Origin of the sequence: Streptomyces virginiae (assembly GCF_000720455.1) — a bacterium.
In the GTDB taxonomy this organism is placed as follows: Bacteria; Actinomycetota; Actinomycetes; order Streptomycetales; family Streptomycetaceae; genus Streptomyces; species Streptomyces virginiae.
Genome location: NZ_JOAK01000011.1, coordinates 87,297 through 110,815, shown reverse-complemented (window position 1 = coordinate 110,815; position 23,519 = coordinate 87,297). Strand labels below are relative to the sequence as shown.

Sequence of the window (23,519 nt, the reverse complement as noted above, 5' to 3'; positions counted from 1 at the left end):
CGTGCCTACGATGAGGCGTCCTGCCCGCACCCCCGCCCATCCGGAGGCATCCCCCATGACCGACCTGCACCCCTTCATCGCGGGGCTGCCCAAGGCCGAGCTCCACGTCCACCACGTCGGCTCGGCCTCCCCTCGGATCGTGGCCGAGCTCGCCGCCCGGCACCCCGACTCGAAGGTGCCCACCGACCCCGACGCCCTCGCGGACTACTTCACCTTCACCGACTTCGCCCACTTCATCGAGGTCTACCTGTCGGTCGTCGACCTCGTCCGCACCCCCGAGGACGTACGGCTGCTGACCTTCGAGGTCGCCCGCGACATGGCCCGGCAGAACATCCGCTACGCCGAGCTGACCATCACCCCGTACTCCTCCACCCGCCGCGGCATCGACGAGAAGGCCTTCATGGAGGCCATCGAGGACGCCCGCAAGGCCGCCGAGAAGGAACTCGGCGTCATCCTGCGCTGGTGCTTCGACATCCCCGGCGAGGCCGGCCTGGAGGCCGCCGCCGAGACCGCGCGGCTCGCCGTCGACCTGCGCCCCGAGGGCCTGGTCTCCTTCGGCCTGGGCGGACCCGAGATCGGCGTTCCGCGCCCGCAGTTCAAGCCGTACTTCGACGCCGCGCGGGCCGCCGGCCTGCACAGCGTGCCGCACGCCGGCGAGACCACCGGCCCGGAGACCGTCTGGGACGCCATCCGCGAACTGGGCGCCGAGCGCATCGGCCACGGCATCAGCTCCGTCCAGGACCCGGAGCTGCTCGCCCACCTCGCCGAGCACCGCATCGCGCTGGAGGTCTGCCCGACCTCGAACATCGCCACGCGCGCGGTGACCGACCTGGACCGGCACCCGGTCAAGGAGATGGTCGCGGCGGGCGTGCTCGTCACGATCAACAGCGACGACCCGCCGATGTTCGGCTCCGACCTCAACAACGAGTACGCGGTGGCCGCGCGCCTCCTGGACCTCGACGAGCGCGGGCTGGCGCAGCTCGCGAAGAACGCCGTCGAGGCGTCCTTCCTGGACCCGGCCGGCAAGGAGAAGCTCAACGCGGAGATCGACACGTACACCGAGCAATGGCTCGCGCGCTGAAGTCCCCCCGAGAATGGGGCCATGCGCACCCTGACTGCCATCGGCCACCGCGGCGATCCCTACCGCGTCCGTGAGAACACCCTGCCCTCGATCCGCTCCGCCTTCGCCCGCGGGGCGGACGCGGTCGAGGTCGACGTACGGCTGACCCGTGACGGGGTGCCGGTCCTCCTCCACGACGAGTCGCTCCAGCGGCTGTGGAACCACGACGTGCGGCTCGACGAGATCTCGGCCGCACAGCTGGCGGAGCTGACCGGGGGCGCCGTTCCGACGCTGCGCGACGCGCTGATGACGGCCGGGGCGGGCCGGCTGATGCTCGACCTCCCGGGCGCCACGCCCGAGGCGGTCCGCAGTGTCGTGGGCCTGGTCCGGGAGTGCGGTGCGCGCGAGCGTACGTTCTACTGCGCGGGACCGGGGTCGATGCTGGCGCTCCGCGCGGCCGATCCCGGCGCGGAGATCGCGCTGACCTGGACCACGCTCTCGCCGCCCCGGCGGGTCCTCATCGACGCGGTGGCTCCGCGCTGGCTCAACTACCGCTTCGGGCTGGTGAGCCGGGAGCTGGCGGACGCACTGCACCGGGACGGCCTGCTGGTGTCGGCCTGGACCGCCGACACCAGGCGGACGATGAAGGGGCTCATCGCGGCGGGGGTCGATGCGATCACCACGAACCGGGTGGACGCGCTGACGGCCGTGCGGGCCGAGTTCGGCCGGTGATACCCGCGCTGGGCCGGCCCGTGCGGCGGTTGCGCGGGGCCCGGCCGTGGGTCGTGGACCTGGGCCTGACGGTGCTGGTGCAACTGGCCGTGACGATGCCGTTCGTGCTGCCGCGGGAGCCCGGGCTGCCTCCGGTGACCTGGGCCTCGTACGCGGTCACCACGCTGAGCGTGGTGCCACTGGTGTGGCGGCGGCGCCGGCCCGTCCTGGTCCTGGTGGCGATCCTGCTGATCGGCGGCGTCTACAAGGTGATGATGGACGGCCCCGGCCAGCCGCTCCCCTACGCCGGGCTGATGGCCTTCTACACGGTCGCCCTGCAGTGTCCGGGACGGGTGCGGGCGGCGGTCGGGGCGGGTTCGGTGGTGGCGGTCGGCGCTTCGGTGGGGCTGGGGACGGGCTCGGCCAGGGAGCTGTCCTTCACCCTGTTCTGCGCGGGCGCCGCCTACGTGCTGGGCCGGCTCCAGTACACCCGGCAGGCCTACACCGCGGCCGTCGAGGACCGGGCGGCGCAGCTGGAGCGGGCCAACCGGATCGAGGCGGAGCAGGCCGTGGCCCGGGAGCGGGCCCGGATCGCGCGGGAGATGCACGACATCCTTTCGCACGCAGTCAGCATCATGATCGTGCAGGCGGAGGCCGGGCCGGTGGCGGTGCGGCGGGCGCCGGAGCGGGCCGAGGCGGCCTTCGAGGCGATCTCGGAGACGGGCCGGGAGGCGATGGCGCAGCTGCGCACGATGCTGGGGGTGCTCCGCGAGGCGGACGGCCCAGCGCCGCGCGAGCCGCAGCCGGGGGTGGCGGCGCTCCCGGCTCTGCTGGACCGGGTGCGCCGGGGCGGGCCGGAGATCGCCTACGAGGAGACGGGCGAGGTCAGGGGGCTTTCTCCGGCGGTGGACACGGCCGTCTACCGCATCGTGCAGGAGGCGCTGACGAACGTGGTGAAGCACGCGCGGGCCCGGCGGGTGGGCGTACGGCTGCACCACGGGGCGCGCGAGGTGGCGATCACCGTGACCGACGACGGGCGGGGGCCGGCGGGCGGGAGCGTCGGCGGGGGTCACGGACTGGTCGGGATCCGGGAACGGGCGGCGGCGCACGGGGGCACGGCGGTGTGCGGCCCGGGGCCGGACGGGACCGGCTTCTCGGTGCGGGCGGTGCTTGTAACCTCACCGCTGGGGGTGGGCAATTGACGATCCGTGTGGTGGTGGCCGACGACCAGGAGCTGGTGCGCAGCGGGTTCGCGATGATCCTCGGCGTCCAGGAGGACATCGAGGTGGTGGCGGAGGTCGGGGACGGTGCGGCGGCGGTCGCGGCCGTGGAGCGGCTGGCTGCGGACGTGGCGCTGCTGGACGTGCGGATGCCGGTGCTGGACGGGATCGAGGCGTGCCGGTCGATCTCGGCGGGCAGCGCGTGCCGGACGGTGATGCTGACGACCTTCGACTCGGACGAGTACGTGTACGAGGCGCTGCACGCCGGGGCGAGCGGGTTCCTGCTGAAGGACGTGCGGCGGGACGACCTGGTCCACGCGGTACGGGTGGTGGCGGCGGGCGAGTCCCTGCTGGCGCCCTCGGTGGCGCGTCGGCTGATCGAGGAGTACACGGCGGCGAGGGTGCGGGCGCCCGCGCTGCCGGTGGAGCGGCTGGAGGTGCTGACCGCGCGGGAGCGGGAGACGCTGCTGCACCTGGGGCGGGGGCTGTCGAACGCGGAGATCGCGGCGGCGCTGGTGGTGAGCGAGCACACGGTGAAGTCCCATGTGGGGAACGTGCTGGCGAAGCTGGGGCTGCGCGACCGGATCCAGGCGGTGATCTGCGCGTACGAGACGGGGCTGATCGCGGCGGGTACTCCCTCTGGCGGGTGAGGGGACGGCGTGTCGCCTCCCTCGCACCGGTGAGTTGTCGTACCGGTGAAGACCCCTCTCACTGGTGATCCGCAGACACCCCTGTGAGCTGGAGCATTGGGGTCATCGGGGCGGAGGGCTCCGAGGGATCGCAGGGGGAGCACACCGTCATGAACGCAAGGATGCGCACGTTGATCGCCGCGGCGCTGGTCGTCGGGCTGGTGTCGGGGCCGGCCGTCGCCCACGCCGCGTCGGCTTCCGGACCGGTAGCGGCGTCCGCCGGCTCGGGGCGGAGCGCGCCGCTGGTGTCGACACCGCCGAACGCGGCCGCGCTGGAGGCCGCGATCGCCGGGCTCGGTCCGCGGCACCGGGACGCGACGGCCGCGCTGGTCCGGGTGGGCGGCACGGCCGGCTGCTGGCAGGGCAGTTCCGGTGTGGCGGACGTCCGTACGGGGCGCGATGCCGTCGAGCAGGGCCGGTTCCGGGCGGGGTCGGTGACCAAGGCGTTCACGACGGCGGTCGTCCTCCAGCTGGCGGCGGAGGGCCGGCTGGATCTCGACGGGCCGGTCCGGCGCCACCTGCCCGGGACACTCCCCGATGCCTACGGGGGCGTCACCGTACGGCAGTTGCTCGACCACACCAGCGGGATACCGGCGGCCGACGGGCCGGGCGACTCCTTCGAGGCGCAGTGGGAGCACCGGTTCGACGTGACCGATCCGCGCGTACAGGTCGCCAACGCGGTCGCGAAAGAGCGGGAGTTCGCGCCCGGCACGGCCCAGCACTACCTGAACATCAACTACACGGTGCTCGGTCTGCTGATCGAGAAGGTGACGGGCATGCGGTACGAGGACGCCGTCGGCGCCCGGATCCTGCGGCCGCTGGGTCTGTACCGGACGTCGTTCCCGGGGCGGACCGAGACGGGGATCCGAGGTCCGCACAACCGGGGGTACCAGGCGATACCGAAGGCGGACGGGTCGCGCGAGCTGCGTGACGTGACCGAGTGGAACTCCTCGGACCGGTGGGCGGCGGGCGACATCATCTCGACGACGGCGGACCTGGAGCGTTTCACCGTGGCCCTGTTCAGCGGCCGGGTCGTGCCGCAGGCACAGCTGGAGGCCATGTTCACGGTGCCGGGGGTGAAGGACTTCGAGAGCGGTGAGCCGGCGGCGATGACGGCCGGGCTGTCCAGGATCGTCCTGCCGGACGGCACGGTGGCCTGGGGCAAGTCGGGCGGCCGGCACGGCTACAACACCGCGATAGGTGCGACCCGGGACCTCTCCCGCACCCTGGTCTACTCGGTGAACGCGACGGACGCCAAGGGCCAGGACATGAACCCGGTGGCCCTCGGCGTCATCATGGCGGCCTTTACGAAGTAGCGCCCGCCTCCAGGCGTTTGATCATGCGGCGCAGGATCAGGAGGGGGATCACCCCGAAGACCCCGAACGACATGTCGATGACGCTCCACCAGAAGGGGATGCCGCGGATCGGGCCGCAGATGAGGGCCAGGGGGATCACTCCGGCACAGGCGATCATGCCGGCCTCGATGATCCAGATGTTGCGGACGGGGTCGCGGTACACGCCGTAGAAGAAGACGGCGATGACGAGGTGGGCGAAGGCGAGCCAGTCGGTCCCGTACAGGAGGAAGGGGTAGTCGGCATCGGCCCGCTCCAGCCCTTCGCCCACCCGTCGCAGCCATATGTTGTCGACCAGGGCGTTGCCCCAGCGGACCTCGCTGACCAGGGGGAAGGCCGTGAGGCCGCTGAGCACCAGGCAGACGACGAAGACGAACAGCCAGGCACGGATCCGCCGCTCAAGGGCGCTTCTCTCGCTCATGGAAGGAAGCCTACGCCTATTTCTGAACACGTTCAGCCAAAGGGCTGAACATGTTCAATTCTGTGTCCGGACGGTGATCAGAGCCCGACGATCGCGTTCCACCGCCTGGCGAGGGAGCGTCGCTCGGCCGAGGAGATGTCGCGGGCGACGGCGAGCCGCCGGCGCATGTCGTCGTCGGGGAAGACCAGCGGGTTCTCGGCGAGTTCGGCGGTCTCCTTGTCGTCCGAGCCGGCCAGCACCTCCCGGGCCGCCGGGACGGGGCAGACGTAGTTCACGGAGGCGGCGAGCTGCGCGGCCACCTGTGGGTCGTAGTAGTGGTCGACGAGGGCCTCGGCATTGGCCTTGTGCCGGGCCAGGTTGGGGACGAGCAGGCTCTCGGCCCACAGTTCGCCGCCCTCCTCGGGGACCACGAACTCGATGTCCGGGTTGTCGGCCTGGAGCTGGATGGCGTCGCCGGAGTAGGCCTGGCAGGCGAGGACGTCGCCCTTGCTGAGATCGGAGGTGTAGTCGTTGCCGGTGAAGCGGCGGATGTGCCTCTTCTTCACCAGGCTCTCGACCTGGTCGCACATCCGGTGGAAGTCGGATTCGGTCCAGCGCGTGACGTCGACCCCGTTGCCCTGCATCAGCAGGCCGAAGGATTCGTCGAGCCCGGAGAAGAGGGTGACCTTGCCCGCCAGGTCGGGGTGCCACAGGTCCTGGACGGACTTGATCTCCCGGCCCAGGGCCTTGCGGTTGTAGGCGATGCCGGTGATCCCGGACTGCCACGGGACGGTGTGCAGCCGGCCTTCGTCGAAGGCGGGGGAACGCAGCTGCGGATCGAGGTGACGGGTGACGTTGGGCTGCGCCGACCGGTCCATCTTCTGGGCCCAGCCCAGGTGGACGAAGCGGGCGGCCATCCAGTCGCTGACCACGACCAGGTCGTGGCCGGTCTCCTGGCGGTTCATCAGGGCCGGGCTGACCTTGCCGAAGAACTCGTCGTTGTCGTTGATCTCCTCGCTGTAGCGGACCTCGATGCCGGTCCGCTCGGAGAAGGCATCCAGAGTCGGGCGGCTCTCCTCGTCCTCCTCGTCGGTGTCGATGTAGAGCGGCCAGTTGGAGAAGGCGACGCTGCGGTCCCGCTCCGAGAGGTCCGGACCCACCCGCCCTTCCTCGGGGACGTAGGCGGGCGGAACGCCGCATCCGACGAGGGCGGCCGACAGGCCCGCGGCACCGAGTCCGGCGAGCGCGGCGCGGCGGGAGAAGGCGAGTTGAGGCATGGGCACAGCCTCGGCGAACGCGGAAGGGCGGGCAATAGACATGTTGTCTACTGCCCGCCCCTTCAACGCTCTGCTGTGATCGATGCGGCCGATCAGCCGTCGAGCGAGGTCATCACGTGCTTGATGCGCGTGTAGTCCTCGAAGCCGTAGGCGGAGAGGTCCTTGCCGTAGCCGGACTTCTTGAAGCCGCCGTGCGGCATCTCGGCGACGAGCGGGATGTGGGTGTTGATCCACACGCAGCCGAAGTCGAGGTTCTTGGACATGCGCATCGCACGGCCGTGGTCCTTGGTCCACACGGAGGAGGCGAGGGCGAACTCGACGCCGTTCGCGTACTCCAGGGCCTGGGACTCGTCCGTGAAGGACTGGACGGTGATGACGGGGCCGAAGACCTCGTTCTGGATGATCTCGTCGTCCTGCTTGAGGCCGGAGACCACGGTCGGGGCGTAGAAGTAGCCCTTCTCGCCCACCTGGTGACCGCCCGCCTCGACCTTGGCGTGGGCGGGGAGCCGCTCGATGAAGCCCGCCACCTGCTTGAGCTGGTTCGGGTTGTTCAGCGGGCCGTACAGCACGTCCTCGTCGTCCGGCGCACCGGTCCTGGTGTCGGCGGCGGCCTTGGCGAGCGCGGCCACGAACTCGTCGTGGATCGACTCGTGCACGAGCACGCGGGTGGCGGCGGTGCAGTCCTGACCGGCGTTGAAGTAGCCGGCGACCGCGATGTCCTCGACGGCCTTCGGGATGTCGGCGTCCTCGAAGACGACGACCGGGGCCTTGCCGCCGAGCTCCAGGTGGACGCGCTTGACGTCCTTGGACGCGCTTTCGGCGACCTGCATGCCCGCGCGCACCGAGCCGGTGATGGAGGCCATCGCCGGGGTCGAGTGCTCGACCATGGCCCGGCCGGTCTCGCGGTCACCGCAGATGACGTTGAAGACGCCCTTGGGCAGGACCGAGTCGATGATCTCCGCCATCAGGACGGTGGAGGCCGGGGTGGTGTCGGAGGGCTTGAGCACGACCGTGTTGCCCGCCGCGATGGCCGGGGCGAACTTCCACACGGCCATCATCATCGGGTAGTTCCACGGCGCGACCTGGGCGCACACGCCGACCGGCTCGCGGCGGATGATCGAGGTCATCCCGTCCATGTACTCGCCGGCCGAGCGGCCCTCGAGCAGGCGGGCCGCACCCGCGAAGAAGCGGATCTGGTCCACCATCGGCGGCAGCTCCTCGCTGGCCGTGAGGCCCAGCGGCTTGCCGGTGTTCTCCGACTCCGCGGCGACGAGCTCGTCCGCGCGCGCCTCGAAGGCGTCCGCGATCTTCAGCAGCGCCTTCTGGCGCTCGGCGGGGGTGGTGTCGCGCCAACCCGGGAACGCGGCCGCGGCGGCGGCCATGGCGGCGTCGACATCGGCCTGGCCCGAGAGCGGGGCGGTCGCGTACACCTCGCCGGTGGCGGGGTTGACCACCTCGGTGGTGCGCCCGTCGGCGGCGTCCTTGAACTCCCCGCCGATGTAGTTGCGCAGACGACGCAGTTCGGTGGTCACTACAGCCACACTCCTGATCACATGTCCAACGATTGAGACGAATACCAAGCCTAGCCTCTTGGCGGAGGCTTTCGACAGACCCGAACCTCACCAACTACGAAATCAGTGAGATCCGAGTCGCCAAACAACGGATTTCATTGATTCCGTCTTGCGGAACAGACGACTCCTCGTGCACAGTGGGCTCGTGGTCAGTCGAAGCGCAGATTCCAGGAACAGACAACCGTCCCCTTCGGTCGATGCTGTGTCCCTGGCGATCATCGAGCAACTGCAGGAGGACGGCCGCCGTCCTTATGCGTCGATCGGCAAGGCCGTCGGCCTGTCGGAGGCGGCTGTGCGCCAACGCGTGCAGAAGCTGCTCGACCAGGGCGTCATGCAGATCGTCGCCGTCACCGACCCGCTCACCGTGGGCCTGCGGCGTCAGGCCATGGTCGGCATCAACGTCGAGGGTGACCTCGATCCGGTGGCCGACGCGCTGACCGCGATGGCCGAGTGCGAGTACGTGGTGATGACCGCGGGGTCGTTCGACCTGATGGTGGAGATCGTCTGCGAGGACGACGACCACCTGCTCGAAACGATCAACAAGAAGATCCGCACGCTCCCCGGCGTGCGATCAACCGAAAGCTTCGTTTATCTGAAGCTGAAGAAGCAGACCTACATGTGGGGAACTCGATAGCCCGTGAGCCAGGACCTCTCCAAGACCGCATACGACCACCTGTGGATGCACTTCACCCGCATGTCGTCGTACGAGAACGCACCCGTCCCCACCATCGTGCGTGGTGAGGGCACCTACATCTTCGACGACAAGGGCAAGCGCTACCTCGACGGTCTCGCCGGACTGTTCGTGGTCAACGCCGGTCACGGCCGCAAGGAGCTGGCCGAGGTCGCCTACAAGCAGGCGCAGCAGCTGGCGTTCTTCCCGGTGTGGTCCTACGCCCACCCGATGGCCGTCGAGCTCGCCGAGCGCCTGGCGAACTACGCCCCGGGCGACCTCAACAAGGTCTTCTTCACCACCGGCGGCGGCGAGGCCGTCGAGACCGCGTGGAAGCTGGCCAAGCAGTACTTCAAGCTGCAGGGCAAGCCCACCAAGTACAAGGTCATCTCGCGTGCGGTCGCCTACCACGGCACCCCGCAGGGCGCCCTGTCGATCACGGGTCTGCCGGCCCTCAAGGCTCCCTTCGAGCCGCTGGTGCCCGGTGCGCACAAGGTGCCGAACACCAACATCTACCGCGCCCCGATCTACGGCGACGACCCCGAGGCCTTCGGCCGCTGGTGCGCCGACCAGATCGAGCAGCAGATCCTCTTCGAGGGCGCCGACACCGTCGCCGCCGTCTTCCTGGAGCCGGTGCAGAACGCCGGCGGCTGCTTCCCGCCCCCGCCCGGCTACTTCCAGCGGGTCCGCGAGATCTGCGACGAGTACGACGTGCTCCTCGTCTCCGACGAGACGATCTGTGCCTTCGGCCGCCTCGGCACGATGTTCGCCTGTGACAAGTTCGGCTACGTGCCGGACATGATCACCTGCGCAAAGGGCATGACCTCGGGCTACTCCCCGATCGGCGCCTGCATCATCTCGGACCGCCTCGCGGAGCCGTTCTACAAGGGCGACAACACCTTCCTGCACGGCTACACCTTCGGCGGACACCCGGTGTCCTCCGCGGTGGCCCTCGCCAACCTCGACATCTTCGACAAGGAAGGCCTCAACCAGCACGTGCTGGACAACGAGGGCGCCTTCCTCCAGACGCTGCAGAAGCTGCACGACCTGCCGATCGTCGGCGACGTCCGCGGCAACGGCTACTTCTACGGCATCGAGCTCGTCAAGGACAAGGTCACCAAGGAGTCCTTCACGGACGAGGAGACCGAGCGCGTGCTCTACGGCTTCCTCTCCAAGGCCCTCTTCGAGAACGGCCTGTACTGCCGGGCCGACGACCGCGGCGACCCGGTCATCCAGCTGGCGCCGCCGCTCACCGCGGACCAGGGCACCTTCGACGAGATCGAGGGCATCCTGCGCACGGTGCTCACCGAAGCGTGGACCAAGCTCTGACCAGGCTCCGAACAGTCTGACGGTGCGGTAGTCCGATCACACGGCCCGGATCCTTCGTTCGAGTGAGAACGCGGGGGTCCGGGCCGTGTGCTGTCACCATCCAAGCGGTTCATCTCTTTACATCTCAGTGCGGCGCCAGTGACCGAAAGGGCTCCGTTTCGTTCCCTCGGACGGAGGTGTACGCCATGGTGGCCCCACCGGACAATGCCCCGCCGGACAATGACGTTCTCTGGGCGCGGTCCCTTCACTACGCGCACGGCGGTGCCCCCGCCCTCGTCGACGTCTCCCTCGGAGTCCGCCAGGGCGAGATCGTGGCCCTGACCGGAGCCCGCGGCAGCGGCAAGACCACGCTGCTGCGGTGCCTGTCCGGACAGCTGCTCCCCTCCGAGGGCGAGGTCTGGTTCAACAGCGTCCCCGTGCACACCATGGGGGACCTGTCCCGCGAGCGGCTGCGCCGCGACCGCTTCGGCTGGCTCGGCCCCGAACCCCAGCTGCTGCCCGAGCTGAAGGTCTGGGAGAACGCGGCCCTGCCGCTGCTGCTCACCGGGGCCTCCCACCGCAGCGCCAAGCACGCCGCCTGCGAATGGCTCGACCGCCTGGACATCGCGGCCTTCGCCCGCAAGCGGCCCGCCGCGCTCAGCCGCGCCGAGTGCCAGCGGGTCGCCCTCGCCCGGGCCCTGGTCACCGTGCCCTCGGTGATCTACGCCGACGAGCCCACCGCCCCGCTGCACCGGTCCGACCGGGCCCTGCTGCTGCGGACGCTGACCACCGCGGCCCGCTCCCACGAGATCACCGTGCTGCTGGCCACCGACGACGAGGCCACCGCGGCCGTCGCGGACCGTCGCCTGACCCTGGTCGACGGCCGCCTCGCGGGGACCGCCGACGCCTCCCCGCTCCCCGACACCCCGGAGGGCCAGGCCGCGTGCTCGCTCTCCGCCTAGCCCGCGGCTCCCGGCCCGTCGTCCAGCTGCGGCGGCTGCTCGTCGCCGCCGCCTCCGCCGGGACCGGCTTCCTGCTGCTGTACGTACTCGCCGGAGCCGTGGACCGGCCCGCCGGATCGTTCCCTCGCCTGCTGTGGGCGCTGGTCCCGCTGGCCGCGACGGTCCACTTCGCCGTCGCCGTCGCCCGGGCCGACCCCTCGACCCGGCCCCGCGAGGGGCTGGACGCCGCCGGGCTGGGACCCGTACGGCTGACCCTGACCGCCGCGATCTCCACGGCCGTCGCCTGCACCCTGGGCAGCGCCATGGCCCTGGCCGTCTTCCTCCACCTGCGCGGGGACCTCGCCGGGCTGCCGTTCGACGGCACCGGCGCGCGGCTGCTCCACGCCGAGCAGCCGCTGCCCCTGGCGGCCGCCCTCATCCTGCTGGCCCTCGTACCGGTGACCGCTTCGGCCGCCACCGTGCTCGCGCTGCGTCCGCACCGGCCGCTGGCCCCGCAGACCGCCCTGCCCTGGGGCATCGCACTGACCGCCTGCGGGCTCGCCGTCGAGGCCTACGCGGGCCGGGACGGCGGCGGGGTGCTCGCCGGCTGGGCGCTGACCGCCGTCGGGCTGGCCCTCGCCGGGCCGGGTCTGGCCTACGCCTGCGGCAGCCTGGTCCAGGCCGTGCGCCCGGGCGCGCTCCGGCTGCTGGCCGGGCGGTCCCTGCAGGAGCAGGCCTCCCGGATCGGGCCGCCGCTGGGCGTGCTGTGCTCCGTCGCCGCCGGGGCCCTGACCGCCCTCGCCCTGCGGGACCGGGGCGGACTGCACGTACCGCTGGGTCCGCTGGCCTGGCCGGCCGCCGCCCTGGTGGCCCTGTGCGCCGCCGCGACCCTTCTCACATCCGCGGTGGAGGGCCGTCGGAGCGGCGCCGCCGGGCGCGAGGCCATGCTCGATCTGGCAGCCCCCGCAAGGGTCCTGCGTGCGGCGGCGGGTCTGCGGGCCACGGCGCTCGTGGCCGTGTGCGTACCGCTCAGCTGGGGTGTGGCACAGCTGACGTCGCTGGCGCTGACCCGCTGAGGCACGCAGCCCTTAGGGTGGGCCGAATGGTCAACGCAGACATCGAGATCGAGACGCTCGCCGAATTCGACCAGGTCGTGGCCCGCGGCTCGCTCAGCGGCTACCGGATCCAGTCGGTCAACCTGCTGGAGCGGACCTTCGCGCTGCTGGCCGCCGACACCTCGGCGGCCGTCTTCCTGGGCTGCGCGATGGAGCCCGATGCCTCGGCGAAGGTCCGCGCGGACGGCGCGCTGGTCTTCCCGCCCGTTCCGGACCTGCCCTTCAACCCGTACCGGGGCCTGCTCTACACGCCGGAGGAGCTCTTCGAGGGGCTGCCCGACGGCTACGAGGCCACCCCGGACGCCGGGGCGTACTCCTGGTTCCGGGAGACCGCGACCGACGGGGACGTCTTCTCCTCGATGCTGCGCTCCGTGCACGACGACGCCATCTCCGACGCCCTCGACGAGCATCTCGCCGCCGCCCGCGTGGTGGGCGTGATGGGCGGCCACGCCATGTCCCGGGGCAGTGCCGACTACCGCGGTGCGGCGGAGCTCGGCCGGGCGCTGACCCGGTCCGGGCTGACCGTGGCCACGGGCGGCGGACCCGGCGCGATGGAGGCCGCCAACCTCGGCGCCTACCTGGCGCCGGCCCCGGACGAGGCCCTGGTGGAGGCCCTGGAGCTGCTGGCCAAGGCCCCGTCCTTCGAGCCGTCGGTGTCCGACTGGGCGCGCGCCGCCTTCGCCGTACGCGACCGCTGGCCCGGCGGCGGCGACTCGGTGGGCATCCCCACCTGGTTCTACGGTCACGAGCCGCCGAACGCCTTCGCCGCGCACATCGCCAAGTACTTCGCGAACGCCACGCGCGAGGACGGGCTCCTGGCCCGGTCCACCGCGGGCGTGGTCTTCCTGCCCGGCGCGGCCGGCACCGTCCAGGAGATATTCGACGCCGCGACGCCGAACTACTACGGCTCCCGGGGTGAGCCGGCACCGATGGTCCTGGTCGGCCACACCCACTGGACCGAACACCTCCCGGCCTGGCCCCTGCTCCGGGCGCTGGCCCGGGGCCGGGCGATGGAGTCGCGGATCGCGCTCGTCGACTCGGTGGACGAGGTTCCCGGCGTGCTCGCCTCGATGCGCTGACCCGCGCTTTCGAAGAGCTGGGCCGCCGAGGCAACTTCCGGGCCGATTCCCACGTCTGGCAGAGGTACCGCAAAACCTGCCAGACGTGAACGGAGCCATCGGTGCTCATAGGCCTGCTGACCGCTGTCGCGGCATCCATCTGCTACGGCACGGGATCCGTGCTGCAAGCCGTCGGATCGCGCCGCGCCGCCCGGATGTCCCCCACGGCGGCCGGGGTGACCGCCCACGGCGGCCCCAACCTCTCGTCCACCGCGAAGGCGGCGATGACGTGGGAGTTCATCGTCGGCACGATCCTGGACTTCGTCGGCTTCGGACTCGGCGCGCTGGCCGCCCGCCTCCTGCCGCTCTTCCTGTCCCAGACGGTGATCAGCGCCAACCTGGTGATCACGGCCGTGCTGAGCGTGAAGATGCTGGGCATCCGGCTGAGCCGCAAGGAATGGGCCTCCATCGGAGTCGTCTGCACCGCGCTGGTGCTGCTGGCGACGGCGGCGGGCCACGAGGGCGGCCACCACGCGCCGATGTCCACGCACTGGTGGCTGCTGGGGATCACCACGCTGCTGATGGTCGGCGGCACGGTGGCCGTCCGCCTCCTCGGTGGCGGCGCCGCGATCCTGGCGGGCCTGCTGTCGGGCCTGGGCTTCGGCGCACTCGGCGTCGGCGTGCGGATCCTGGACGGCATCGACCCGTTCGACCTCGGCACCCTGCTCACCGACCCGGCCCTCTACGCCATCCTGCTGGCCGGCGTCGGCGGCATGTACCTGCACACCGTCGCCCTGCAGATCGGCTCGGTCAACGGAGCCACGGCGGCCCTCGTCGTCGGCGAGACGGTGCTCCCCGGCGCGATCGGAGTGCTCTGGCTCGGCGACGCGTCCCGCCCGGGCCTCGCCTGGCTGGCGGTGGCCGGTTTCGTCATGGCCGTGACCGGCGCCGTCGCGGTCGCCTGGTACGGCAAGCACGAGGGCGCCGAGGAGGACACCGCGGCCCCGGTACCGCAGCCGGTCGGCTGACCCCCGGCCGGCCGGGCGGCGCCGCCCCGCTCCCTCACCCGGTCGGCCGTCCCCCGCTGGTGACGCGGCGACGGCTGTCGCTTGCTGGACCGGGGGGAGAGAGCGAGGGGTTCATGGAGCCCACGACCGATCGGCTGAAGACGCCGCGCGCGGCCGGAATGGCCGGTGTCGCCTTCGCCCTGCTGCTCGGTGCGGCGATCGTCCTGATGCGGATCTCCATTCCTGGCGACGCCGCCGACGCGACCATCGACCAGGACCGCCGCTGGGCGGTCCAGCTGGCCCTGCAGATCGTGCCGTTCGCCGGCATCTTCTTCCTCTGGTTCATGGGCGCCCTCCGCGCGCACACCGGTGAGGCCGAGGACCGGTTCATCGCGACCGTGTTCCTCGGCAGCGGCTTCGTGTTCGTGGCCGCCCTCTTCGCGGCCGCCGCGGCGGCCGGCACCGTGCTGAACGAGGAGACGCCCTCCGACTTCGGCCGCCACTACGCCTACACCCTGCTCGCGACGTACGCCATGCGCATGGCCGCGGTGTTCGTCCTCGCGACCTCGATGATCGGGCGGACGCTCGGCGTCTTCCCCCGGCCGCTGGCCATGCTGGGCACCCTCGTCGGCCTGATCCTGATCGTGGTGGGCGCCGGCGTCCCCTGGTCGGAGCTGCTGTTCCCGGCCTGGGCTCTGGTCATCAGCCTCTACATCCTGCGCGTCCGGCGCACGGCCGCGCCGACGGACCGCGCCGGGCCGCCCTGAACCCCTCCTGACCTGGCGGTCCGTGCTCCGGCAGGCGGCCCGTGGGTACCGCGTGCATGCTGGTGGGCAGGGGAGGAAACGGGGGGTACCCGGGGGGCGACGGGGATCAACAGCCGAGGGAAAGGCAGATCCGTCATGAGGCTTGTCGTCGACCTCAACCGCTGCCAGGGATACGCCCAGTGCGCTTTCCTCGCTCCCGACGTCTTCGCCATGCACGGCGACGAGTCGCTCCTCTACAACCCGGAGGCGGCTGCCGAGCAGCGCGAGGACGTCGCCCGCGCTGTTGCGGCCTGCCCCGTCGGCGCGATCCTCCTCGAACTCACCGACGAGGACATGGCGGACATTGGGTCCCAGGACGCCGTGGCCGGGGCCGGCGCCGGTTCCGGAGGTTCACGGTGACCGGTGAACACACACGCGACGGGGCCCTGGAGCACCTCAAGCGCGAGGGCCGCATCGTCATCGTCGGCGCTTCGCTCGCGGGTCTGCGGGCCGCCGAAACCATGCGTGACAAGGGGTTCGCCGGTTCGCTCACGATGATCGGCGACGAACCCTACGAGCCGTACGACCGGCCCCCGCTGTCCAAGCAGGTCCTGCTGGGCAACGCGGTGGCGGACCACACGGCGCTCCCCCGCCGCCGGGCGATCGACGCCGACTGGCGTCTCGGAGTCCCGGCGACGGGCCTGGACATGGCCGCCCGCCGGGTCCGGCTCGGCAACGGCGACGAGGTCGAGTACGACCGGCTGCTGATCGCCACCGGCGTCCGCGCCCGGCCCTGGCCCAACCCCGAGGAGGGCGAGCTCGAAGGGGTCTTCGTCCTGCGCACCCGCGACGACGGCGAAGGACTGCAGCGCGCCCTCGCCGCCAACCCCCGCCGGGTACTCGTCATCGGAGCCGGGTTCACCGGGTCCGAGATCGCCTCCGCCTGCCGGGAACGCGGCCTGAAGGTGACCGTCGCCGAACGCGGCTCGGCCCCGCTGGTCGGCGCGCTCGGCGCAGTGATCGGCGAAGTGGCGGCCGAAATGCACCGGGAGCACGAGGTCGACCTGCGCACCGGCGTCATGGTCACCGCGCTGGAGGGCGATCCCGCGGGCCGGGTCCGCGCCGCCCACCTCTCCGACGGCTCCACCGTGGAGGCCGACGTGGTCGTCGTCTCCCTCGGCGCACAGCGCAACACCGAGTGGCTCGCCGGGTCCGGACTGGGCGCCGGGCCCCGGGGCATCGCCTGCGACGCGGGCTGCCGGGCCTTCGACGTCCGGGGCATCGTCACCGACGACATCTACGTGGCGGGTGACGTGGCACGTTCCCCGCACGCCCTGTTCGGCTACCAGTTCCTCTCCCTGGAGCACTGGGGCAACGCCGTCGCACAGGCCGACACCGCCGCGCACAACATGCTCAGCGAGAGCGCGGACCGCCGCCCCCACCTGTGGGTGCCGGCCTTCTGGTCCTCGCAGTTCGGCGTGAACATCAAGTCGGTCGGGGTACCGCCGATGGGGACGGAAATCCTCATCACCCAGGGCTCGCTGAGCGAGCGCCGGTTCGCGGCCGTCTACGGGTACCAGGGGCGGGTGATCGCCGCAGTGACCTTCGACAACTGCCGCTGGCTGCCCTTCTACGAGCAGCAGATCGAGAGCACCGCGCCGTTCCCGCCGCCGTTCTCCACGGTGGACCGCAGGCCGGAGGGGAACAAGCCGGTGCCGGCGGACTTCCCCGACCCTTCGGTGCCGACCCACGGCCCGACCATCACCCTCAGCGGCTACTCGCCGGCCGACCGGAAGATGACCTTCACCCCCGGGCGCTGACCGCGCCGCGACCGCCCCCGAGGATCACGAGGACCCGTCATGACACAAGCCCTCCTGCGGGAGATCATCGACTACGCGAACCGGGCCAATCCGTACCCGCTGTACGAGGAGCTCCGCCAGACCCCGGTGTCCCACGAGGGCAACGGCCCGTACGTCGTCAGCACGTACTACGAGATCCAGAGCCTGCTGCACGACCCCCGGATCAGCTCCGACTCGCGCAACCTGAAGGCGACCGGTGACGATCCGCTGGGGCAGTCCGCCGACGACGAGGGGACGGCCCTGCCCCCCTCCTTCCTCAAGCTCGACCCGCCGGACCACGACCGCCTGCGCCGCATGACGAACCGGCCCTTCGGGCCGCCGCACTCCCCGCACCGGGTGCACGACATGCGCGACGAACTCGACGGCCTGGTCGCCGGGCTCATCGACGGCATCGCCGGCTCCGGCGACCTGGACCGGGTCGACCTGGTCGACCAGTTCGCGTACCCCTTCCCGGTCACGGTGATCTGCCGCCTGCTCGGGGTGCCCCACGAGGACGAACCGCGCTTCCACGTCTGGGCGGAGACCCTCGCCGCCAGCCTGGACCCCGACCCGGACGCGGACCCCACCCAGCGGGGCAAGGGCACCACGGACGCCCGGATGGAGCTGGGCATGTACCTGGCCGGGCTGATCGAGGAGCGGCGCAAGAACCCCGGCGACGACATGCTGTCCCAGCTGGCGACCGCGGACGGCCCGGACGGCGCGATGACCACGATGGAGGCGCTCAGCACCTCCGCGCTGCTGCTGATCGCGGGCCACGAGACCACGGTCAACCTCATCACCAACGGCATGCTGACGCTGCTGCGCCACCCGGACGTCCTCAAGCGGCTGCGCGAGGAACCCGGTCTGTCGGTCCCGATCGTGGAAGAGCTGCTGCGGTACGAGCCGCCGGTGCAGCTGCTGCCGCAGCGCACCACGCTCTCCGACATCGAGGTCGCGGGGGTCACCATCCCCAAGGGCGCGTCCCTGTGGCTGATGCTGGCCTCCGGCAACCGTGACCCGAAGCGGTTCGAGAACCCGGACCGCTTCGACCCCGACCGCAAGGACATCCAGCACCTGGGGCTCGGCAGCGGCATCCACAGCTGCTTCGGGGCGCCGCTCGCCCGGCAGGAGGCGCAGCTGGCGCTGAGCGAGCTGGCCCGCCGGCTGGTGAACCCGCGACTGCTGGAGGACCCGCCGCCGTACCGCCAGAACGCGGTGCTGCGCGGCCCCCGGCACCTGCCGATCGCCTGCGACGGCGTCCTGCCGAGGGCCGGCTGAGCCCTAGGTCGTATCCGCTAGCAGCCGCCCGGGGGGAGGACGACGACCTCGGCGGGGGCGAAGGACACGGCGACCCGGTCGCCGGTGGCCGGAGCCCCCGCCAGGCCGCACTCGGCCTCCAGCACCGGGCCGCCCTCCGGCCGCAACAGCAGGGCGACGTGGGTTCCGCGGAAGGTCCGGGACACCACCTCGCACCGCAGGCCCGCCTCGCAGAGCACCACTCCCGCCGGGCGGATCAGTAGGCGCTGCTCCCCCTCGGGGGAGCCGGCCGGGACCGGAACCTTGCCCCAGGCGGTCGCCGCGACCGCTCCCGTGACCGTCGCCGGGACGACGTTCTCGAAGCCGAGGAAGCGTGCCACGAACTCCGATGCGGGCCGTTGCCACACCTCCAGGGGGGTCCCGGCCTGCGCGATCCGGCCGTCCCGCATCACCACGACCCGGTCGGCCAGGGCGAAGGCCTCCCCCTGGTCGTGCGTGACGGCCAGGACCGTCGTCCCCAGCCGCGAGAACAGCCCCCGCAGCTCGACGACGAGCCGCTCCCGCAGCCCCCGGTCCAGCTGTCCGAGCGGTTCGTCGAGCATCAGCAGCCGCGGTGACGGCGCCAGCGCGCGGGCCAGCGCCACCCGCTGCTGCTCGCCGCCGGACAGGGAGGCCACCGCCCGGCCCTGCGCCCCGGGGAGCCCGACCAGTTCCAGCAGCTCCGCGACCCGGGCGGCGTACGACGCGCGACCGCCGCCGCGCATCCGCAGGCCGAAGGAGACGTTCGCGCCGACGTCGCGGTGCGGGAAGAGCTGGTGGTCCTGGAACATCAGGCCCACGCCCCGCCGGTGCACGGGGACGCCGGCCTGGTCCGCCCCGCCCAGCAGCACCCGCCCGCCGGACACCTGCTGGAGCCCGGCGACGACCCGCAGCAGCGTGGACTTCCCGCTGCCGCTCGGGCCCAGGACGCACACGGTCTCGTGCTCGGCGACCGCCAGGTCCACGGCGTCGACGACCGCGCGCTCACCGAAGCGGACCGACACCCCGTCCAGCTGAAGCAGTGTCATCAGAACTCTCCGGAGGTCTTGTCGGGTCGCAGTCGCTCCAGCACCAGCAGGGACACCGCGCACACCAGCATCAGGATCGTGCTCAGGGCCATCGCCTGCCCGTAGTTCAGCTCGCCGGCCCGACCCAGCAGCCGCGCCACGGCCACCGGCAGCGTCGGCTGGTCGGGCCGCGCGATGAAGACGGTCGCGCCGAACTCCCCCAGCGACACGGCGAAGGCGAACCCGGCCGCGATCAGCAGCGCCCTGCGCACCAGCGGGAGGTCCACCTCCCGCCAGGCGCGCAGCGGTGACGCGCCGAGCACGGCGGCGGCCTCCCGCAGCCGCCCGTCGACCGCGCGCAGGACCGGCAGCATGGTCCGTACGACGAAGGGCACGCCCACCAGGGCCTGCGCCAGCGGCACCAGGATCCACGAAGTCCGCAGGTCCAGCGGCGGTTCGTCCAGGGTGATCAGGAAGCCGAAGCCGACGGTCACGGCGGACACGCCCAGCGGGAGCATCAGCATCGCGTCGAAGCCCCGTACGAAGCGGCCCCCGCGCCGGGTGAGCGCCGCGGCCGCGAGTCCCCCGATGACCAGGGCGATCGCGGTGGCGGCGAGCGCGTACTGCAGGGAGTTCCAGATCGCCTCCAGCGGCGGCACCAGGAAGGTTCCGCCACCGGCGCCGGCGTCCTGCAGGGCCCGGTAGAAGCCGAGGCCGTAGCCGCCGGGGGTGTCGAAGGACCGCTCGACCAGTACGGCCAGCGGCGCCACGATCAACAGCCCGACGGTCAGCAGGACACCGCCCAGCAGGGTGCGCTGCGCCCAGCCGCGCGGCCGGTGGGTGGTGCGGCCCGGATCGACCAGGCGCAGCGCGGTCTCGCGCCGGCGCACGGTCCAGGCGTGCAGGGCGAGGATCGCGCCGATCGCGGCGAACTGCACCATCGTCAGTACGGCCGCCGTCGACAGGTCCAGCAGCTGCGCGGTCTGCCGGTAGACCTCCACCTCCAGGGTGGAGTAGGCGGGTCCGCCCAGGATCAGGACGACGCCGAATGAGCTGAAGGTGAAGAGGAACACCATCAGGGAGGCCGCGGCCACGGCCGGGGCCAACGCGGGCAGCGTCACCTTGCGCCAGGCGGCGAACCGGCCGGCGCCCAGCACCCGGGCGGCCTCCTCCTGGCGCGGGTCGAGCTGGGCCCACAGGCCGCCGACCGTGCGGACGATGACGGCGTAGTTGAAGAAGACGTGCGCCAGCAGGATCGCCCAGACGGTGGTGTCGAGGCGGACGCCCGCCGTTTCGTCCAGCAGTCCGCCGCGCCCCAGCAGTGCGAGGAAGGCGGTGCCCACGACCACCGTCGGGAGCACGAAGGGAACGGTCACCACGGCCCGCAGCAGCTGCTTGCCGGGGAACTCGAAGCGCGCGAAGACGTACGCGCCGGGCAGTGCGATCAGCAGCGTGAGCACGGTGGAGGCGAGCGCCTGCCACGTGGTGAACCACAGCACGTCGGCGATGTCGGGGCGGGCCAGCACCTCGCCGAACCGGTCGAACTGCCATCCGGTGTCGGTCTTGAGGCCGCGGCCCACGATCGCGGCGACGGGGTAGGCGAAGAACAGCCCGAAGAAGGCGAGGGGGAGGGCCATCAGGGCGAGACGGACGACGGTGGCCCGCCGGCTCTCGCCCTGTCCGGGTACCCGCCCCGGTCCGGGGACCGGGGCGGCGTCGGCCGACGCCGCGCCCGGCTCCTTCGTACCGCCTACTTCACGACGAGCGCGGTCCATGCCTTGACCCACTGCTCACGGTTCTTGGCGATGGTCTCCGGGGTGACGTTCTCCGGCTTCTCGACCACCACACCGTGCTTGGTGAACAGCTCCGGCAGCGCGGCGTCCTTGGTCACCGGGTTCACGAACATCTGGAGCGGCATGTCCTCCTGGAACTTCTTGCTGATCAGGAAGTCCACGAGGGCCTTGCCGCCCTCCTCGTTCTTCGCGCCCTTGAGCAGGCCCGCGAACTCGATCTGACGGAAGCAGGTGCCGGTGGCGACGCCCGTCGGCGCCTCGGCCGGCTGGGGCTCGCCGTACAGCACCTCGACCGGCGGGCTGGAGGCGTAGGAGACGACCAGCGGGCGGTCGCCCTTGGCCTTCTTGCCGCCCGCGGAACCGGAGAAGCGCTCGTTGTAGGCCTGCTCCCAGCCGTCGACGACCTCGACGCCGTTGGCCTTCAGCTTGCTCCAGTAGTCCTTCCAGCCGTCCTCGCCGTACTTGCCGACGGAGGCGAGCACGAAGCCGAGACCGGGAGAGGAGGTGGCGGCGTTCTCGACCACCAGCAGGTTCTTGTACTCCGGCTTGGTCAGGTCGTCCAGCGTCTGCGGCGGGGCGATCTTCTTGTCGGCGAAGTAGGCCTTGTCGTAGTTGACGCAGATGTCGCCGGAGTCGATCGGGGTGACCCGGTGCTCCTTGTCGAGCACGTACTCGGGCTTCACCTCGGCCAGGCCCTTGGCCTCGTAGGGGGTGAAGATGCCGTTGTCGAGGGCGCGCGAGAGCAGGGTGTTGTCCACGCCGAAGAAGACGTCTCCGCGCGGGGAGCCCTTGGTGAGGATCTCCTGGTTCAGGGCGGCGCCGGCGTCCCCGGACTTCAGGACCTTGACGGTGTAGCCGCTCTGCTGCTCGAACTCCTTGAGGACCGACTCGGTCACGTTGAAGGAGTCGTGGGAGACGAGCGTGACGGTCTTGGACTTCGGGGCGTCGCTCGCACCCGCGGGCTTGTCCTTGGCGTCGCCGCAGGCGCTGAGCGTGGTGACGCCCAGCGCGGCCGCGAGCGCGGCGCCCGCGATCTTCTTGGTGGTGCTCACTGGTGAATTCCTCCTGGGATGACCAGGAGAAGACGCGGCCCTGCCCGGCGCTCTGTGCGAGCGGACGCCGGGCAGGGCGCAACAGCTTGAGTGGTGACCGAACTTCCTACCCCGAATGACCGGGGCGAGGTTCAGAGGGTCTGCGGATGACGGAACCGCACTCTCAGCGCTGTGGCGCTCCCCTGTCGGAATATGCAATTGGTTCGGCCACAGGGTACCCCGTGGCCGAATGTGACCGGCCGGAAGCGGACGCTAGCGCTCCGAGGCGGCCAGCTGGCCGCACGCGCCGTCGATCTCCTGGCCGCGGGTGTCACGCACGGTCACGGGCACGCCGTGGCGGGCGATGGCGTCGACGAAGGCCTTCTCGTCCTCGGGCCGCGAGGCGGTCCACTTGGAACCGGGCGTCGGGTTCAGCGGGATCAGGTTGACGTGTACGCGCTTGCCCTTGAGCAGCCGGCCCAGGAGGTCGCCACGCCACGCCTGGTCGTTGATGTCGCGGATCAGGGCGTACTCGATCGAGATCCGGCGGCCGGACTTCTCGGCGTACTCCCATGCGGCGTCGAGGACCTCACGGACCTTCCAGCGGGTGTTCACCGGGACCAGGGTGTCGCGCAGCTCGTCGTCCGGGGCGTGCAGCGAGACGGCCAGACGGCACTTGAAGCCCTCGTCGGCGAAGCGCAGCATGGCAGGGACCAGGCCGACGGTGGAGACGGTGATGCCGCGCTGGGACAGGCCCAGGCCGTCGGGCTCGGGGTCGGTGAGCCGGCGGATGGCGCCGACGACGCGGTTGTAGTTGGCCAGCGGCTCGCCCATGCCCATGAAGACGATGTTCGACAGCCGGGCGGGGCCGCCGGGGACCTCGCCGTCGCGCAGGGCGCGCATGCCGTCGACGATCTGGTGCACGATCTCGGCGGTGGAGAGGTTGCGGTCCAGGCCCGCCTGGCCGGTGGCGCAGAACGGGCAGTTCATGCCGCAGCCGGCCTGCGAGGAGATGCACATGGTGACCCGGTCGGGGTAGCGCATCAGCACGGACTCCACGAGGGTGCCGTCGTGCAGCTTCCACAGGGTCTTGCGGGTGGTGTCGTTGTCACAGCTGATGTGCCGGACGACGTTCATCAGGTCCGGGAGGAGCTCCTGCTGGAGCTTGGTCCGGGAGCCCGCGGGGATGTCCGTCCACTCCGCCGGGTCGTGCGCGTAGCGGGCGAAGTAGTGCTGAGAGAGCTGCTTGGCCCGGAAGGGCTTCTCACCGATCGCGGCGACCGCCTCGCGGCGCTCGGCCGGAGTCATGTCGGCGAGGTGGCGGGGCGGCTTCTTGACCCCGCGGGGAGCGACGAAGGTGAGCTCACCCGGAGCGGGACGGGGGGCCATGCGGTACTCCTCAGTACGACGAGGTGGGGGTCACCCCGCG

The 23,519-nt window shown here is 71.5% G+C and carries 22 protein-coding genes; 15 read left to right on the top strand and 7 right to left on the bottom strand.

The window, feature by feature from the left end; all coding sequences use genetic code 11:
• Positions 1-55: 55 nt before the first annotated feature.
• The 5 genes from IG86_RS0118640 to IG86_RS0118620 all read left to right on the top strand — a co-directional run bounded on the left by IG86_RS0118640 (position 56) and on the right by IG86_RS0118620 (position 4,996).
• The gene (locus IG86_RS0118640; protein ID WP_030898106.1) at positions 56-1,081 is read left to right on the top strand and encodes an adenosine deaminase; all 1,026 of its coding nucleotides are present in this window, start codon (positions 56-58) and stop codon (positions 1,079-1,081) included.
• 21 nt (positions 1,082-1,102) lie between these two features.
• On the top strand, positions 1,103-1,792 hold the full coding sequence (locus IG86_RS0118635; RefSeq protein ID WP_030823830.1) for a glycerophosphodiester phosphodiesterase: 690 nt from the start codon (positions 1,103-1,105) through the stop codon (positions 1,790-1,792).
• Positions 1,792-2,973 carry a sensor histidine kinase gene (locus tag IG86_RS0118630; RefSeq protein ID WP_045936350.1) on the top strand — a complete coding sequence of 394 codons (1,182 nt, stop codon included), beginning with the start codon at positions 1,792-1,794 and terminating at the stop codon, positions 2,971-2,973. Before IG86_RS0118635 ends, IG86_RS0118630 begins: the two co-directional genes overlap by 1 nt.
• Positions 2,970-3,641, top strand: coding sequence for a response regulator (locus IG86_RS0118625; protein ID WP_030823817.1), 672 nt, complete (start codon positions 2,970-2,972; stop codon positions 3,639-3,641). The genes IG86_RS0118630 and IG86_RS0118625 overlap by 4 nt, the downstream gene beginning before the upstream one ends.
• A 149-nt stretch (positions 3,642-3,790) precedes the next feature.
• Positions 3,791-4,996 (top strand): serine hydrolase domain-containing protein, encoded by a 1,206-nt coding sequence (locus IG86_RS0118620; protein WP_030898103.1) that lies wholly within the window; start codon positions 3,791-3,793, stop codon positions 4,994-4,996.
• On the opposite strand, the gene IG86_RS0118615 is transcribed toward IG86_RS0118620, so the two are convergent.
• The 3 genes from IG86_RS0118615 to IG86_RS0118605 all read right to left on the bottom strand — a co-directional run bounded on the left by IG86_RS0118615 (position 4,986) and on the right by IG86_RS0118605 (position 8,241).
• Positions 4,986-5,453 (bottom strand): hypothetical protein, encoded by a 468-nt coding sequence (locus IG86_RS0118615; protein ID WP_030898101.1) that lies wholly within the window; start codon positions 5,451-5,453, stop codon positions 4,986-4,988. The two genes, IG86_RS0118620 and IG86_RS0118615, sit on opposite strands and share 11 nt — an antisense overlap.
• 77 nt (positions 5,454-5,530) lie before the next feature.
• The gene (locus IG86_RS0118610; protein ID WP_030823808.1) at positions 5,531-6,709 is read right to left on the bottom strand and encodes a polyamine ABC transporter substrate-binding protein; all 1,179 of its coding nucleotides are present in this window, start codon (positions 6,707-6,709) and stop codon (positions 5,531-5,533) included.
• A 92-nt stretch (positions 6,710-6,801) separates the two neighbouring features.
• Positions 6,802-8,241, bottom strand: a complete 1,440-nt coding sequence (locus IG86_RS0118605) for a gamma-aminobutyraldehyde dehydrogenase (protein ID WP_030037256.1) — start codon at positions 8,239-8,241, stop codon at positions 6,802-6,804.
• Between the two features lie 169 nt (positions 8,242-8,410).
• Here IG86_RS0118605 and IG86_RS0118600 point away from each other — a divergent pair, with 169 nt between their 5' ends.
• The 10 genes from IG86_RS0118600 to IG86_RS0118555 all read left to right on the top strand — a co-directional run bounded on the left by IG86_RS0118600 (position 8,411) and on the right by IG86_RS0118555 (position 18,241).
• Entirely contained in the window at positions 8,411-8,914 is a 504-nt protein-coding gene (locus tag IG86_RS0118600; RefSeq protein ID WP_030651035.1) for an Lrp/AsnC family transcriptional regulator, read from the top strand.
• Between the two features lie 3 nt (positions 8,915-8,917).
• Positions 8,918-10,279 carry an aspartate aminotransferase family protein gene (locus IG86_RS0118595; RefSeq protein WP_030823805.1) on the top strand — a complete coding sequence of 454 codons (1,362 nt, stop codon included), beginning with the start codon at positions 8,918-8,920 and terminating at the stop codon, positions 10,277-10,279.
• Between the two features lie 185 nt (positions 10,280-10,464).
• Entirely contained in the window at positions 10,465-11,220 is a 756-nt protein-coding gene (locus IG86_RS0118590) for an ABC transporter ATP-binding protein (protein ID WP_030823802.1), read from the top strand.
• Complete coding sequence (locus IG86_RS0118585) at positions 11,202-12,275, top strand: hypothetical protein (protein ID WP_030823799.1); 1,074 nt, start codon at positions 11,202-11,204, stop codon at positions 12,273-12,275. Before IG86_RS0118590 ends, IG86_RS0118585 begins: the two co-directional genes overlap by 19 nt.
• Before the next feature lie 26 nt (positions 12,276-12,301).
• On the top strand, positions 12,302-13,393 hold the full coding sequence (locus tag IG86_RS0118580; protein WP_030898096.1) for an LOG family protein: 1,092 nt from the start codon (positions 12,302-12,304) through the stop codon (positions 13,391-13,393).
• A 101-nt stretch (positions 13,394-13,494) separates the two neighbouring features.
• Entirely contained in the window at positions 13,495-14,400 is a 906-nt protein-coding gene (locus tag IG86_RS0118575) for a DMT family protein (RefSeq protein WP_030823794.1), read from the top strand.
• A gap of 113 nt (positions 14,401-14,513) precedes the next feature.
• On the top strand, positions 14,514-15,146 hold the full coding sequence (locus tag IG86_RS0118570) for a hypothetical protein (RefSeq protein ID WP_030823791.1): 633 nt from the start codon (positions 14,514-14,516) through the stop codon (positions 15,144-15,146).
• A gap of 135 nt (positions 15,147-15,281) precedes the next feature.
• Positions 15,282-15,545, top strand: coding sequence for a ferredoxin (locus IG86_RS0118565; protein ID WP_030823788.1), 264 nt, complete (start codon positions 15,282-15,284; stop codon positions 15,543-15,545).
• The gene (locus IG86_RS0118560; protein WP_030823785.1) at positions 15,542-16,945 is read left to right on the top strand and encodes an NAD(P)/FAD-dependent oxidoreductase; all 1,404 of its coding nucleotides are present in this window, start codon (positions 15,542-15,544) and stop codon (positions 16,943-16,945) included. The genes IG86_RS0118565 and IG86_RS0118560 overlap by 4 nt, the downstream gene beginning before the upstream one ends.
• 39 nt (positions 16,946-16,984) lie before the next feature.
• On the top strand, positions 16,985-18,241 hold the full coding sequence (locus IG86_RS0118555; protein ID WP_030823782.1) for a cytochrome P450: 1,257 nt from the start codon (positions 16,985-16,987) through the stop codon (positions 18,239-18,241).
• Positions 18,242-18,258: 17 nt separating this feature from the next.
• On the opposite strand, the gene IG86_RS0118550 is transcribed toward IG86_RS0118555, so the two are convergent.
• From IG86_RS0118550 to rlmN, 4 genes are all read right to left on the bottom strand, one after another.
• Positions 18,259-19,287: an ABC transporter ATP-binding protein gene (locus tag IG86_RS0118550; protein WP_030898093.1), complete on the bottom strand. Its 1,029-nt coding sequence runs from the start codon at positions 19,285-19,287 to the stop codon at positions 18,259-18,261.
• The gene (locus IG86_RS0118545; protein WP_030898090.1) at positions 19,287-20,903 is read right to left on the bottom strand and encodes an ABC transporter permease; all 1,617 of its coding nucleotides are present in this window, start codon (positions 20,901-20,903) and stop codon (positions 19,287-19,289) included. Before IG86_RS0118545 ends, IG86_RS0118550 begins: the two co-directional genes overlap by 1 nt.
• Positions 20,904-21,016: 113 nt before the next feature.
• On the bottom strand, positions 21,017-22,111 hold the full coding sequence (locus IG86_RS0118540; RefSeq protein ID WP_030823776.1) for a thiamine ABC transporter substrate-binding protein: 1,095 nt from the start codon (positions 22,109-22,111) through the stop codon (positions 21,017-21,019).
• A gap of 252 nt (positions 22,112-22,363) precedes the next feature.
• Positions 22,364-23,479 carry a dual-specificity RNA methyltransferase RlmN gene (gene rlmN, locus IG86_RS0118535; RefSeq protein ID WP_030823775.1) on the bottom strand — a complete coding sequence of 372 codons (1,116 nt, stop codon included), beginning with the start codon at positions 23,477-23,479 and terminating at the stop codon, positions 22,364-22,366.
• Positions 23,480-23,519 lie beyond the last annotated feature (40 nt).

Excerpts from the sequence above, each read along its gene's own strand:
- IG86_RS0118640 (WP_030898106.1), top strand. The coding sequence starts at position 56 with ATGACCGACCTGCACCCCTTCATCGCGGGGCTGCCCAAGGCCGAGCTC.
- IG86_RS0118635 (WP_030823830.1), top strand. The coding sequence starts at position 1,103 with ATGCGCACCCTGACTGCCATCGGCCACCGCGGCGATCCCTACCGCGTC.
- IG86_RS0118620 (WP_030898103.1), top strand. The coding sequence starts at position 3,791 with ATGAACGCAAGGATGCGCACGTTGATCGCCGCGGCGCTGGTCGTCGGG.
- IG86_RS0118615 (WP_030898101.1), bottom strand. The coding sequence starts at position 5,453 with ATGAGCGAGAGAAGCGCCCTTGAGCGGCGGATCCGTGCCTGGCTGTTC.
- IG86_RS0118610 (WP_030823808.1), bottom strand. The coding sequence starts at position 6,709 with ATGCCTCAACTCGCCTTCTCCCGCCGCGCCGCGCTCGCCGGACTCGGT.
- IG86_RS0118590 (WP_030823802.1), top strand. The coding sequence starts at position 10,465 with ATGGTGGCCCCACCGGACAATGCCCCGCCGGACAATGACGTTCTCTGG.
- IG86_RS0118580 (WP_030898096.1), top strand. The coding sequence starts at position 12,302 with ATGGTCAACGCAGACATCGAGATCGAGACGCTCGCCGAATTCGACCAG.
- IG86_RS0118570 (WP_030823791.1), top strand. The coding sequence starts at position 14,514 with ATGGAGCCCACGACCGATCGGCTGAAGACGCCGCGCGCGGCCGGAATG.
- IG86_RS0118565 (WP_030823788.1), top strand. The coding sequence starts at position 15,282 with ATGAGGCTTGTCGTCGACCTCAACCGCTGCCAGGGATACGCCCAGTGC.
- IG86_RS0118555 (WP_030823782.1), top strand. The coding sequence starts at position 16,985 with ATGACACAAGCCCTCCTGCGGGAGATCATCGACTACGCGAACCGGGCC.
- IG86_RS0118550 (WP_030898093.1), bottom strand. The coding sequence starts at position 19,287 with ATGACACTGCTTCAGCTGGACGGGGTGTCGGTCCGCTTCGGTGAGCGC.
- IG86_RS0118545 (WP_030898090.1), bottom strand. The coding sequence starts at position 20,903 with ATGGCCCTCCCCCTCGCCTTCTTCGGGCTGTTCTTCGCCTACCCCGTC.
- rlmN (WP_030823775.1), bottom strand. The coding sequence starts at position 23,479 with ATGGCCCCCCGTCCCGCTCCGGGTGAGCTCACCTTCGTCGCTCCCCGC.